Source organism: Saccharothrix mutabilis subsp. mutabilis, from assembly GCF_039521145.1.
In the GTDB taxonomy this organism is placed as follows: Bacteria; Actinomycetota; Actinomycetes; order Mycobacteriales; family Pseudonocardiaceae; genus Actinosynnema; species Actinosynnema mutabilis.
The window spans coordinates 59,645-72,331 of sequence record NZ_BAAABU010000017.1 but is presented as its reverse complement, the minus strand read 5'-3'; the positions used below and the strand labels follow the sequence as shown (position 1 = coordinate 72,331).

The window sequence follows — 12,687 nt, the reverse complement described above, 5'->3', positions numbered from 1 at the left end:
CAGTGCAATATCACATACTACATCCGTGAACGGAGACTTCGTGAACCACCCCTGGCGCGGCATCCACGTCGCCACCGCCCTGCCCTTCCGCGACGACCTGAGCGTCGACTTCGACGCCTACGCCGCCCACGTGGCCTGGCTGGCCGCGAACGGCATGGACGGCGTCACGCCCAACGGCTCGCTGGGCGAGTACCAGACCCTGACCCCCGACGAGCGGGCCCGGGTGGTGCGCACGGCCGTCGAGGCCGCGCCCGACGGGTTCCGGGTGATGCCCGGCGTCGCGGCGTACGGGTCGGGCGAGGCGGTGCGGTGGGTCGAGCAGGCCGCCGAGGCGGGCGCCCGGTCGGTCCTGTTGCTGCCGCCCAACGCCTACCGGGCCGACCGGGCGACCGTCGTCGCGCACTACCGGGAGGCGGCCAAGGTCGGCGTGCCGGTCGTGGCCTACAACAACCCCTACGACACCAAGGTGGACCTGACCGCCGACGTGCTGGCCGAGCTGCACGGCGAGGGCCTGATCGTGGCCGTCAAGGAGTTCTCCGGCGACGTGCGGCGGGCCTACGAGATCCGCGAGGCCGCACCCGGACTGGACCTGCTGATCGGCACCGACGACGTCCTGCTGGAACTGGCGCTCGCGGGCGCGGTCGGCTGGATCGCCGGCTACCCCAACGCGCTGCCCGCCGCGTGCGGCGAGCTGTACCGCCTGGCGGTCGCGCGGAACCTGGATGCGGCCCTGCCGCTGTACCGGGACCTGCACTCGCTGCTGCGCTGGGATTCGAAGACCGAGTTCGTGCAGGCCATCAAGCTGTCGATGGACCTGGCCGGCCGCCCCGGCGGCCCATGCCGCCCACCCCGCCTGCCGCTGACCCCGGAACAGGCCGCGCGCATCACGGCGGACACGGAAGCCGCGCTGGCGAAGGGCTACCGGTGACCCGGGAGACCCCGCTCCAAGACGTCCACCAGGCGGTCGAGGCGGCCGACCGGACGTGCTGGGCCGGTTTCGACCCGGTCACGGTGCTGACCACGATCGCCGACCGCCTCGACGACGCCGACCTGATCGGCGTCGCGCAACGCGAGACCCGACTGCCCCCGGCGCGACTGCGCGGGGAGCTCACCCGCACCACCTTCCAGCTCAGGCTGTTCGCGGAACTGGTCGAGACGGGCGCTCACCTGGGTGTGCGGATCGACCACGCGGACCCGGACTGGCCGATGGGCGCACCCCGCCCGGACCTGCGGCGGGTGCTCCAGCCGATCGGTCCGGTGGTGGTGTTCCCGGCCGGCAACTTCCCGTTCGCGTTCGGGGTGGCCGGCGGCGACACGGCGTCCGCACTGGCCGCCGGCTGCCCGGTCGTGGTGAAGGCGCACCCCGGTCACCCGGAACTGTCCGACCTGACCGGTGAGCTGCTGCGGGACCTGGGTGTCCTCACAGTGATCCACGGCGAGGAGGCCGGGCGGGCGGCGTTGACGCACCCGCTGGTGAAGGCAGGGGCCTTCACGGGGTCGCTGCGAGGCGGCCGGGCGCTGTTCGACCTGGCGGCGGCCCGGCCGGAACCGATCCCGTTCTACGGCGAGCTGGGCAGCGTGAACCCGGTCGTCGTGGCCCGCGACGCGGCGGCCAACCGGCCCCGGCGGATCGCCGAGGAGGCGGCAGCGTCCTTCACGCTGGGCGCAGGCCAGTTCTGCACCAAACCCGGCCTCCTCCTGGTCCCGCAGGACAGCACGATCCCGCAGGAGTTGGCGGCACTGGACCTGCCCACCGCGCCAATGCTGAGCCGGCGCGTCGAGGACGCCTACCGGGGCGCCGTGGCGGCGATCCCGAGGGACGGCGTCGCCGAGCTGGCCGGAGCCGACGGGCCGGTGGTGCTCATGACCGAGCTGCGGCGGGTGTTGGCGGACTTGGAGGCGTTCACGCGGGAGTGCTTCGGGCCGTTCCTGCTGGTCGTCACCTACGCGGACGACGCGGACGTGGTCGAGTTCGCCCGCAGGCTGGAAGGGCAGCTCACCGCGACCGTGATCGCCGACCAGCCGTCCGACTGGATCACCCACCTCACCCGGCTGCTGGCACGCCGGTGCGGGCGGCTGCTGTGGAACCAGTGGCCCACCGGGGTCTCGGTCACGCACGCCCAACACCACGGCGGCCCGTACCCGGCGACGACGGCAGTGGCCAGCACGTCGGTCGGCACGGCGGCGGTGGAACGCTTCCTGCGCCCGGTCGCGTACCAGAACTTCCCGCCGGCGCTGCTCCCGGCCGCCGTGCGCGACGACACGCGCGTGCCCGCCCTGGTGAACGGCCGGTTGACGGAGGGAGCCCTTACGATGCGGTGGTGACCACCGAGACCAGGAGACCGCGCTGGTGAACATCCCGAGCATCGGCCCGGTCGAGAAGGTCAGCCTGCGCGACCGCGTGGCGCACGCCCTGCGAGCGGCGGTGATCTCCGGCGAGATGGAGCCGGGCGTCGTCTACTCGGCCCCGTCCCTGGGCGCCCGCTTCGGGGTGTCCGCCACGCCGGTCCGCGAGGCGATGCTCGACCTGGTGCGCGAGAACCTCGTGACCATCGTGCCCAACAAGGGCTTCCGGGTCACCGAGGTGAGCGAGAAGGACCTGGACGACATCACCCAGGTCCGGATGCTGATCGAGCCGCCGGTCGTGCGCGACGTGACCCCGTTGATCCCGGCGGAGGACTTCCGGGGCCTGCGGGAGATGGCACAACGCATCGTGGACGGCGCGGCGGCCGGGGACCTGGTCGAGTACACCGAGGCGGACCGCCGCTTCCACCTGGCGTTGCTGGCCTACGCGAACAACCCGAGGATCACCGACCTGGTGTCGGACCTGCGGGCGCACACCCGCCTGTACGGCCTGGCGACGCTGCTGGAACAGGGCGAACTGGAGGCGGTGGCCCGCGAACACCTGACCATCGTGGACACCATCGAATCCCGAGACGCCACAGCGGTCGAAGAACTCCTGAAGACCCACATCAGCCAAACCCGCGGCCGATGGGCCAAGCCCTAACCAACGGCAAAGGCGCCAACGGGCTATCAGCCACAGGAAGGGCCTCGGTTCGTTCCCCGTACGGCCTGGGCGCAGCCCAACCGCGCTTTGGGGTTCTCCGCAACCAGCTTTTCCGGTTGCGGAGAACCCCAAAGGGTGGTTGCCTCAGGCAGGCCGTACGGGGGACGAACCGACGCCCTTCCACCCCCGGGGGCCTGCCGCGCGGCGAGCGCCGCTTTCAGCTCTTCGCTTTTGACCTTCCGCTTTGACCTTCGACTTCACCTTGACAACGCGCGACGCGACTCCCGCCACCTGCGGTAGACCGGGGACCGATCCCTGGCCTCCTCGTACGACTGGGTGACCAGACAAGCGATCCTCTCCCCCGTCGCCGCCATCGGCCCATCCCGGTGCCACGCCAACACATGCCTGAAGTGGATCGGGTCGCCAACGATAGGCCGAACCGCGATCCCCGGCACCTCATCGAACGTCGGCTGCACCAAGCTCACCGCGTGCCCGTGGCGCACGACTTCGACCAGCAGCCTGCCCTCCGCCTCGTACCGGATCCGCATCCGCCTCCCCACGCCCAGCGCCACCCGCGCCCAGTACTCCGGCGTGCGGTCCTCCGGCCTGGGCACGGCCCAGTCCTGCTCCAGCAGGTCCGCCAGCTCGACCTCCTCCCGATCCGCCAGCCAATGTGCAGCCGGCACGATCGCGAAGACCGGTTCGGTGACGATCGGACGCAACACCACGCCAGGCGACGCGGGAAGCTCGTAGCCGGGGCTGTCACCGACGATCACGGCCTCCAAACGACCGCCGGCCACGTCGTCCAGCAACGGTTGCGGTGTGTGGTGCCCCCTCGACGACACGTCCGCGCCCGGATGGACCTCCCGCACCGCGCTGATCAGGCCACCCAGCAAGGGAGCCGGCGCGGAACCGAGGCGGAAGCGCTCAGCTCCCGCCTTCCGAGGAGCCACCGCGGCGGTGTTCATCAGGTCGTCCAAGGTGGGCAGAACCGCCTGTGCGCGAGCCAGGACCACCTCACCGAACGACGTGGGCACGACCCCGTTCTGCCCGCGCTCGAACAACGTGCCACCGAGCATGGTCTCGATGCGGCGCAGTTGGGCGCTCAACCCGGGCTGGGTCTGGTGCAGGGCCGCCGCCGCGCGGGTCAGGCTGCCGGTCTCCGCGATGGCGCAGATCGCGCGCAGGTGCCGCACCTCCAGCTCCATAACGCGATGTTAGTGGGATGTGGGAGGTTCCCGGCCCGATCCGGGCGAGGAACTCTTCTGTACCATGTCACAGTGCACTAGAGTCGGGCTGGTCGCGGTGGTGGGGTTGCTCGCCCTCACCGCGTGCAACGGGAGCACGGCGCAGGGCGGGTCCACCGGCGAGGCGGTGCGGGGCGGGACGCTGCACGTCCTGGCCGGCACGGACCTCGAACACCTCGACCCCGCGCGCAACTACGTCACGTCCTCGCAGAACGTGGCCCGGCTGATCTACCGGACGCTCACCACGGTCGCGCCCAAGCCCGGCCAGGCCGGCGGGGAGATCGTGCCCGACCTCGCCACCGACACCGGCAGGCCCAGCGACGGCGCGAAGACGTGGACCTTCACGCTCAAGGACGGCGTCAAGTTCGAGGACGGGCAGCCGATCACCAGTCGGGACGTCAAGTACGGCGTAGAACGCTCCTTCGCGCCGGACCTGCCGGAAGGCGCGCCCTACGCGCGGATGTGGCTGGTGGGCGGTGATCGTTACAAGGGTCCTTACGAGGATCCGGGCGGACTGCCCTCCATCGAAACCCCGGACGACAAGACGATCGTGTTCCGGCTCAACCGGCCGGTCGCGGACTTCGGGTCCGCCGCGTCCCTCCCGCTGTTCGCGCCCGTCCCCCAAGAACAGGACACCGGCGTCGGGTACGACGGCCGGCCCGTGTCGTCCGGCCCGTACAAGATCGAGGAGTTCGAACCCAAGAAACGCCTCGAACTGGTCCGCAATCCGCACTGGGACCCGAAAACCGACGAAGTTCGCAAGGGACTGCCGGACCGGGTGGTCCTCGAACTCAACCTCGACCCCGCCGTGGTGGACCAGCGCTTGGTGGCCGGGCAGGGCGCGGACGCCGAGGCGATCGCGATGGAGCCGATCGGCGCGGCGACCGTGGGCCGCGTGGTCAACGACCCGGCGTTGAAGAACCGGCTGATCACCGGCGAGTCCGTCAACACCCGCTTCCTCACCCTCAACACCCGCCGCGCACCGCTGGACAACGTCAAGGTGCGCCAAGCGATCGCGTTCGCCCTGGACAAGGACGCGCTGCGGACCGTGCGCGGCGGGCCGATCGCGGGCGACCTGGCCACCACGCTCCTGCCGCCCGGCCTGGCCGGACACGCCCCCGACGACCAGTTCCCCAGCCCGGACGGCAAGGGCGACGTGGCCAAGGCCAAGGCGCTGCTCGCCGAAGCCGGTCTGGCGCAGGGCTTCGCGGTCACCCTCGACGCGCCCTCGACCGCCGGCGGCAAGGCGCAGGGCGAGGCGGTGCAGGCGGCCCTGAGCCGGGTCGGGATCACGGTCACCATCAACGCCATCGGCCCGTCGGCGTTCTACAGCACCATCGCCAACACCGCGCAGATCCACGACATGGCCATCGACGGCTGGACCCCGGACTGGGCCGGCCCCTCGACCTACCTGCCGCTGATCTTCGACAGCCGGCTGATCACCAGCGAGGGCAACAACAACCACTCCCAGTACCACTCCGACGCGGTGAACAAGCGGTTCGACGAGATCGCCGCGCTGTCCGACCCGGCCGCCGCCGCCACCGCGTACGGGGAACTGTCCCGGCAGATCGCGCGGGACGTGCCGGTGGTGCCGTTCCTGTGGGACAAGGCCGCCATCCTGGTCGGGCCGAAGGTCGCGGGGGCTTACGGGCACGTGGCGTACGTCGGGCGCGTGGACCTGGCCACGGTGGGGCTGCGTCGATGACGAACGCCGCTGGGACCGCGGTAGCTGTGCCGGCCAGCGGGCCGCTGCGCAGCCTCCTACGCCAACCCTCCGCCACTATCGCACTAGCCGTCGTGCTCCTGCTCGTCTTCATGGCGATCGCCGCGCCGCTGCTGGTATGGACATCCCCGACCGACTTCGACTCCGCAGCCGTCGACCCAACCCTGGGCGGACTGCCGCGAGGCGCGTTCGGCGGGATCAGCGCCGAGCACCCGTTGGGCGTCGAGCCGGTCAGCGGGCGGGACGTGCTGGCCCGGATCGTCCACGGGGCACGGGTTTCCCTGCTGATCGCGGTGCTCGCCACGCTCGTGTCCGTCGTCGTGGGCACCGCGCTGGGGCTGGTCGCCGGGTTCTTCGGCGGGGTCGTGGACGCGGTCGTCGGGCGGCTGATGGACCTGCTGATGTCCTTCCCCAGCCTCATCTTCATGATCGCGCTGATCTCGGCGCTGCCGAACGCGAACCGCGAGGCGTTGCTCGTGCTCGTGCTGGGCGGGTTCGGCTGGCCCTACGTCGGTCGGATCGTGCGCGGGCAGGCGATGGTGCTGGCGCGGGGCGAGTTCGTGGCCGCCGCGCGGGCCCTGGGTGCTCCCCGGAGGGCTCTGCTGCTCAGGGAAGTCCTGCCGAACCTGACCGCGCCCGTGCTCGTCGTGGCGACCATGTCGATCCCGGGGTACATCGCGACCGAGGCGGGGTTGTCCTTCCTCGGCGTCGGGGTCCGGCCGCCGACGCCGTCGTGGGGGCAGATGATCGCCTCCGCCGTCCCCTGGTACGCGGCCGACCCGGCGTACTTTCTAATCCCCGGCGGTTTCCTGTTCGTCACCGTGCTGGCGTTCAACGTCCTCGGTGACGCCGTGCGGGACGTGCTCGACCCGAGGAGCGTGCGACGGTGATCCTCTACACGGCACGGCGGCTGGTCGGCGCGGCGGGCATCCTGCTGGTGATCTGCGCGTCGACGTTCGCCGTGTTCTACCTGATGCCCGCCGACCCGGCGCAGGGCGCGTGCGGCAAGGCGTGCAGCCCGGAGCGGATCGCGCAGATCCGCGCCACGCTCGGCCTCGACCAGCCGTTGCCGACCCAGTTCGCCGCCTACCTCGGCGGGATCGTCGCGGGCCGGACGTACGGGTCGCTGGAGTGCGGCTTCCCGTGCCTGGGCTTCAGCTTCCAGACCAACCAGCCCGTGTGGGACGCGCTGACCGGCCGGTTGCCGACGAGCGTTTCCATCGCGGCGGGCGCGGCGGTGCTGTGGCTGCTGGTCGGCTGCACGGCCGGCGTGGTCGCGGCGCTGCGGCGCGGCACGGTGTGGGACCGGGCGGCGATGGTCGCCGCGCTGGGCGGGGTGTCGCTGCCGATCTACCTGACCGCCCTGCTGTCGCAGTACGTCCTGGTCGTGCGGCTGGGGTGGCTGCCCTACCCGCGCGAAGTGGCGCTGACCGACGACCCGGTGGGCTGGTTCCAGTCGATGCTCATGCCGTGGTGCACGCTGGCCATGCTCTACGCGGGCGTGTACGCGCGGATCACGCGCGGCGAGGTGCTGGAGAACCTCGGGCGCGACTACGTCCGCACGGCCCGCGCCAAGGGGTTGCCCGAGGTGACGGTGCTGCGGCGGCACGCGTTGCGGCCGGCGTTGATGCCCGTGGTGACGATCTTCGGCATGGACCTCGGCGCGCTGCTGGGCGGGGCGCTGATCACCGAGTCCGTCTACGGGCTGCCCGGCGTGGGCAAGCTCGCCGCGGACGCGATCAACTCCGCCGACCAGCCGGTGATCCTGGGCGTGACGCTGTTCGCGGCGGCGTTCGTGGTGCTCGCGAACGTGGCGGTGGACCTCGTCTACGCCCTGCTCGACCCGAGGGCGAGGACGGCATGAGCCTGCTGTCGGTGCGGGACCTGACCGTGGACTTCCACTCCGGGGTGCGGGCCGTGGACGGGCTGGACCTCGACGTCGGGGCCGGGCGGGTGCTGGGCGTGGTCGGCGAGTCGGGCAGCGGCAAGTCCGTGACCAGCCTCGCCGTGCTCGGGCTGCTCCGGGGCGCCGGCGTGTCGGGGCGGGTCGAGTTCGCCGGGCGGGACCTGTTGTCGCTGAGCCCCAAGGCGTTGCGGGCGTTGCGCGGCGACCGGATCGCGATGGTGTTCCAGGACCCGCTGTCGTGCCTGAACCCCTACTACCCGGTGGCGTTCCAGATCGCCGAGGCCTACCGGGCGCACCGCCGCGCCTCGCGCCGGGCCGCGCACGCCCTCGCGGTGTCGATGCTGGAACGCGTCGGCATCCCCGAGGCGGGGCGGCGGGCCCGTTCCTACCCGCACGAGTTCTCCGGCGGGATGCGGCAGCGGGTGATGATCGCCATGGCGCTGTGCCTGGAACCGGACCTGCTGGTGGCCGACGAGCCGACCACCGCGTTGGACGTGACCGTGCAGGCGCAGGTGCTGGACCTGTTGCGAGACCTGCGGGAGCGGTCCGGCACGGCGATCCTGCTGATCACGCACGACATGGGCGTGGTGGCGGGGCTGGCCGACGACGTCGTGGTGATGCACGGCGGCAAGCGCGTCGAGGCGGGACCGGTGCGCGAGGTCTTCCACTCCCCCGCCACCGCCTACACGCGCGGCCTGCTCGACTGCGTCCCGCGCGTGGACGGGCCGGTGCCGCACCGGCTGCCGACCGTGGAGGTCCCGTGAGCCTGCCAGGAACTACGAGCCTGCCAAGAACTGCGAGCCCGATGGAAACCGTGAGCCTGCTGGAAACCGTGAGCCTGCTGGAAGCCACCGACCTGGTGAAGCGCTACCCCGTGCGGCACCGGCTGACCCGCCGCCGGATCGGCGAGGTCAGCGCGGTGGACGGGGTGGACCTGGCGGTCGACCGGGGCGAGACGCTGGGCCTGGTCGGCGAGTCCGGGTGCGGCAAGTCGACCGTGGGCCGGCTGCTCACCCGGCTGGACACGCCGACGTCGGGCACGGTCCGGTTCGACGGCCGGGACATCGGGCCGTTGCGCGAGGACGAACTGCGGCCGGTGCGGCGCGACCTCCAGATCGTCTTCCAGGACCCGTTCTCCTCGCTCAACCCCCGCCACACCGTGCGGCAGTTGCTGTCCGCGCCGTTCCGCTACCAGGGGCTGGAGCCCACCGAACCGGTGGAGGACCTGCTCAAACGGGTCGGGCTCAAGCCCGAGCACGCTTCCCGCTACCCGCACGAGTTCTCCGGCGGGCAGGCGCAGCGCATCGGCATCGCGCGGGCGCTCGCGCTGCGGCCCAAGGTCGTCGTGTGCGACGAGCCCGTGTCGGCGCTGGACGTGTCGGTGCAGGCGCAGATCCTCAACCTGCTGCGCGACCTCCAGGACGAACTGGGCCTGAGCTACGTGTTCATCGCCCACGACCTGGGCGCGGTGCGGCAGGTGAGCACCCGCGTCGCCGTGATGTACCTGGGCGTGGTCGTCGAGACCGCCGACCGGGACGCGTTGTTCGGGCACGCCGCCCACCCGTACACGCACGCGCTGCTGTCCGCGGTGCCGGTGCCCGACCCGGACCGGGAACGCGGCCGGGAGCGGATCGTGCTGCGCGGCGACCCGCCGAGCCCGATGGACCCGCCCAGCGGGTGCCGGTTCCGCACCCGGTGCCCGAAGGCGGCCGACGTGTGCGCCGCGGAACGCCCGGTGTTGCGCGAGATCGCCCCCGGCCACCGCGTGGCCTGCCACTTCCCCGAGGAGAGGACCCCATGAGCCCGTTGCACGAGCCGCGCCGCACGTACGCCCTGCCCGGGATCAGGGTGCGCGGAGCACGACGGCATCTCCGCCTCGGGCGACCGCGTGCTCGCCCGACTGTTCGACATGACGACCGGCGTCGGGTGACGGGAGAGCCCGCGGTCAGGCCGGTTCGGCGACCGGGCTCAGCCGGGGCGGCAGGGCGTCGCGGCCGGTGACCTTGAGCTTGCGGTAGGCCTTGGTCAGGTGCTGTTCGACCGTGCTGACCGTGACGTAGAGCCGTTCGGCGATCTCGCGGTTGGTCAGGCCGCGCGCGGCCAGGGCGCTGACCCGCAGTTCGGCGTCGCTGAGCACCCGGGCCGGGTCGGGGGTGCGGCGCGCGAGGGCCAGGCGCGGCGGGGACGGGTCCGCGCCGCACTGGCGGGCCAGGTGCCACGCGCGGCGCTCGACGGTCCGGGCCCGTTCGGGGTGGCCCGCCGCGTGGTGGGCCTGGGCCAGGTCGTGCAGGACGCGGGCGAGTTCGAGCCGCGCGCCGCACGCGTCGAGCACCTCGCGGGCCTCGGTGAGCAGGGCGGCCCGGTCGCGGGCGGGTGCGGTGGCGGCCAGCAGGCGCAGGGCGGTGCCGCGGGCGCGGGACGGGGTGCGCGGGGCCTTGGCCAGTTGCTGCTCGGCGTAGCGGCGGGCCAGGCGGGGGTTGCCGTGGCGCAGGTGCAGGGCGGCCAGGTCGGTGCGCCACGGCGCCAGCGGGGCGAGGTCCACGCGCAGGCGGCGGGCCAGGTGGCCGGAGACCTCGAAGTCGCGGCGGGCGTCGCGCAGCCGCCCGGTGGCCAGGTGGTGGTGGCCGCGGGCGTGCAGGTGGAACAGGCCGCCCACGGTGTCGAACAGCTCCGGCGGGACGGGCCGGTCCACCAGGGCGGCGGCGTCGTCGTGCCGCCCCATGGCCGTGTGCGCCAACACCAGCGCCGCGCGCGGCCCGCCGACCCGCACACCCCACTCCGCTTCGCCGAGGTGGGACAGCGCCGCGTGCCCGTGCTCGACGCACGCGGCCAGGTCGCCGGCGCGCAACGCGACCACCGACCGCAGGTACGCGAACTCGGCCCGCCACGTCGGCGAAACCCGCACGGCCGGTTCCGCGCTCACCCGGTCCACCGCGGCGGCGGCCTCCACCAACCGGTCCGCCGCCAGCAACGCCTGCACACCGGCCACCACGGAGTCCACAGTGGACTCGTCAACGGCGGTGGCCTCCAGCATCCGCTCGACCTCCGCGACCAGGACGTCCGACGCCCCGTCCGCCAACACCCGCCGCAGCAACGAGAAGGCCTCCAGGTGCGGCGCGGCGGCGACGGTGGCGGGCTCCGCCGGCAACACCGCCCGGACCCCCGCGCGCAGCAGGGCGGGGTGGAGGTGGTCCAGCAGCAGCCGCAACCGGCTCAACTCGGCCGGGCACTCCGGCCCACGCCGCCGCACGTCCTCGACCAGCCGTTCCAGGACGTCCCGCGCCTGGCGCACCCGGTCCATCCGCAACAACAGGGTGACAAGGGTCGTGGCCACCGCCTGCGACAACTCCCCGGCCCGCTGCGCCTCGACCAGCCCACCCAGCCGCCGGTACGCGGCCAACGGACTGGACCGCCACTCGACCTCCGCCAACCGAGCCGTGACGAGGTGGCGAGCACCGGCATCTCGCGCACAACGCCCAGCGGCCTCCAGGAACTCGACAGCCCGCTCCAGCCGCCCAGCCCCGACCTCCGCCGCCGCCGCGCCCGTCAACACGCCCACGACCCAGGGTTCGGCACGCACCCCGGCCGCCACCACGTGCGGCGCGACCCGCGAAGCACTATGCCCGGCCTCGAACAGCCCCCGAGCAGCCGCCCACTCCACCCGCACCCGCTCGCCGGCCGACAAACCCCCCAGGATCGCCCGAGGCACGGCGGGATCCCGAAACCCACCACCGACCAGCAGCCCGGACTCCTCCAACCCCCGCACCACGACATCCACGGCCCCCACCCCGGCCACCGCACCCACCACCCCGGCCACCGCGCCGACCACCCCGCGGCCGAGCACGCCGTGGCCGAGCACGCCGGGAATGTCGGTCCCTCGTGCGACAATGGAAGCGGGGGCCGGAGGCCGCGCCAAGCCATCACGAACCGCCGCGCCCAAGCCATCACGAACCGCCGCGCCCAAGCCATCACCCGCCGGCGCAGCGACGCCATCGCGACCCGCCGCGCCCAAGCCATCACCCGCCAGCGCAGCGACGCCATCGCGAACCGCGGCGCCCAAGCCATCACCCGCAGACGCGGTCAAGCCATCGCGAGCCCCCAGCCCGGCCGAGCCATCACCCGCCGGCGCGGAGGCGCTCAACACCGCCAAAGCCTTCAACACCGCCGCCGTCTCGGGATCGCAGCGCCCCAGGTACTCCCGCACCGCCTCCCCGAACCGCCGCCCCGGCCCGACCACCCCCGTCTCCCGGAAGTCCCCGATCAGGGCGTCCAGCAACAGCAGGTTCCCGCCACTCACCCGGTGGAACTCGCCCGCCGCCCCCTCCACCCCGTGCCGCCCCAGCAGCTCCACCACCGCACAAAAGTCCAAAGTGGACAGACGAACCGCCCGCGCGTGCGGCAACCGCCCCAACTGCGCCTCGAACCGCCGGTAGTAGTCGTCCCCACCCCCGGCCGCCAGCACCACCCGCAACGACCGCGCCCCCGCCCGCCGCGCCGCGTAAGCCAAGCACCGCAACGAAAGCCGGTCCGCGTGCTGCGCGTCGTCCACGCACACCAGCACCGGCCCACCGGCCGCGAGGTCGAGCAACGCCTCCCCGGCCTCGCCCACGACCCGCGGGTCCCCCGGGTCCGCGCCCCGCCACCCCGGCAGCAACTGTCCCACGACCCCCAGCGGCAGGCCGCTTTCCTCGGCCGACGCCGATGCGCTGCGCACCTCCCCCGACCACGTCGCGGCCAGGCCGTGCAGGAGCGTGCTCTTGCCGGTCACCGGTCCGCCGTGGACGAGGACCACCTCTCCGCACCC

At 72.9% G+C, this 12,687-nt stretch carries 10 protein-coding genes; 8 read left to right on the top strand and 2 right to left on the bottom strand.

Annotated elements, in window-relative coordinates; translation table 11 throughout:
• Positions 1-25: 25 nt before the first annotated feature.
• The 3 genes from ABD126_RS28255 to ABD126_RS28245 are packed head-to-tail and all read left to right on the top strand — an operon-like array spanning position 26 to position 3,007.
• Positions 26-928 (top strand): dihydrodipicolinate synthase family protein, encoded by a 903-nt coding sequence (locus tag ABD126_RS28255; protein WP_343937003.1) that lies wholly within the window; start codon positions 26-28, stop codon positions 926-928.
• Positions 925-2,325: an aldehyde dehydrogenase (NADP(+)) gene (locus ABD126_RS28250; RefSeq protein WP_343937002.1), complete on the top strand. Its 1,401-nt coding sequence runs from the start codon at positions 925-927 to the stop codon at positions 2,323-2,325. Before ABD126_RS28255 ends, ABD126_RS28250 begins: the two co-directional genes overlap by 4 nt.
• A gap of 25 nt (positions 2,326-2,350) precedes the next feature.
• Positions 2,351-3,007 (top strand): GntR family transcriptional regulator, encoded by a 657-nt coding sequence (locus ABD126_RS28245; protein ID WP_343937001.1) that lies wholly within the window; start codon positions 2,351-2,353, stop codon positions 3,005-3,007.
• A gap of 257 nt (positions 3,008-3,264) precedes the next feature.
• Here the strand turns inward: ABD126_RS28245 and ABD126_RS28240 are convergent, their stop codons facing one another.
• Positions 3,265-4,215: a LysR family transcriptional regulator gene (locus ABD126_RS28240; protein ID WP_343937000.1), complete on the bottom strand. Its 951-nt coding sequence runs from the start codon at positions 4,213-4,215 to the stop codon at positions 3,265-3,267.
• Positions 4,216-4,279: 64 nt separating this feature from the next.
• Between ABD126_RS28240 and ABD126_RS28235 the strand changes: the two genes are divergently transcribed.
• The 5 genes from ABD126_RS28235 to ABD126_RS28215 are packed head-to-tail and all read left to right on the top strand — an operon-like array spanning position 4,280 to position 9,684.
• On the top strand, positions 4,280-5,959 hold the full coding sequence (locus ABD126_RS28235; RefSeq protein WP_343936999.1) for an ABC transporter substrate-binding protein: 1,680 nt from the start codon (positions 4,280-4,282) through the stop codon (positions 5,957-5,959).
• Positions 5,956-6,867, top strand: coding sequence for an ABC transporter permease (locus ABD126_RS28230; RefSeq protein WP_343936998.1), 912 nt, complete (start codon positions 5,956-5,958; stop codon positions 6,865-6,867). Before ABD126_RS28235 ends, ABD126_RS28230 begins: the two co-directional genes overlap by 4 nt.
• Positions 6,864-7,841 (top strand): ABC transporter permease, encoded by a 978-nt coding sequence (locus ABD126_RS28225; protein ID WP_343936997.1) that lies wholly within the window; start codon positions 6,864-6,866, stop codon positions 7,839-7,841. Before ABD126_RS28230 ends, ABD126_RS28225 begins: the two co-directional genes overlap by 4 nt.
• On the top strand, positions 7,838-8,647 hold the full coding sequence (locus ABD126_RS28220) for an ABC transporter ATP-binding protein (protein ID WP_343936996.1): 810 nt from the start codon (positions 7,838-7,840) through the stop codon (positions 8,645-8,647). Before ABD126_RS28225 ends, ABD126_RS28220 begins: the two co-directional genes overlap by 4 nt.
• Before the next feature lie 41 nt (positions 8,648-8,688).
• Entirely contained in the window at positions 8,689-9,684 is a 996-nt protein-coding gene (locus ABD126_RS28215) for an ABC transporter ATP-binding protein (protein ID WP_425542894.1), read from the top strand.
• A 144-nt stretch (positions 9,685-9,828) separates the two neighbouring features.
• Here the strand turns inward: ABD126_RS28215 and ABD126_RS28210 are convergent, their stop codons facing one another.
• Positions 9,829-12,675: a LuxR C-terminal-related transcriptional regulator gene (locus ABD126_RS28210; protein WP_343936994.1), complete on the bottom strand. Its 2,847-nt coding sequence runs from the start codon at positions 12,673-12,675 to the stop codon at positions 9,829-9,831.
• Positions 12,676-12,687 lie beyond the last annotated feature (12 nt).

Bases quoted from the DNA above. Each gene is read 5' to 3' on its own strand.
- ABD126_RS28235 (WP_343936999.1), top strand. From the start codon at position 4,280: ATGTCACAGTGCACTAGAGTCGGGCTGGTCGCGGTGGTGGGGTTGCTC.
- ABD126_RS28240 (WP_343937000.1), bottom strand. From the start codon at position 4,215: ATGGAGCTGGAGGTGCGGCACCTGCGCGCGATCTGCGCCATCGCGGAG.
- ABD126_RS28215 (WP_425542894.1), top strand. From the start codon at position 8,689: ATGGAAACCGTGAGCCTGCTGGAAACCGTGAGCCTGCTGGAAGCCACC.
- ABD126_RS28220 (WP_343936996.1), top strand. From the start codon at position 7,838: ATGAGCCTGCTGTCGGTGCGGGACCTGACCGTGGACTTCCACTCCGGG.
- ABD126_RS28230 (WP_343936998.1), top strand. From the start codon at position 5,956: ATGACGAACGCCGCTGGGACCGCGGTAGCTGTGCCGGCCAGCGGGCCG.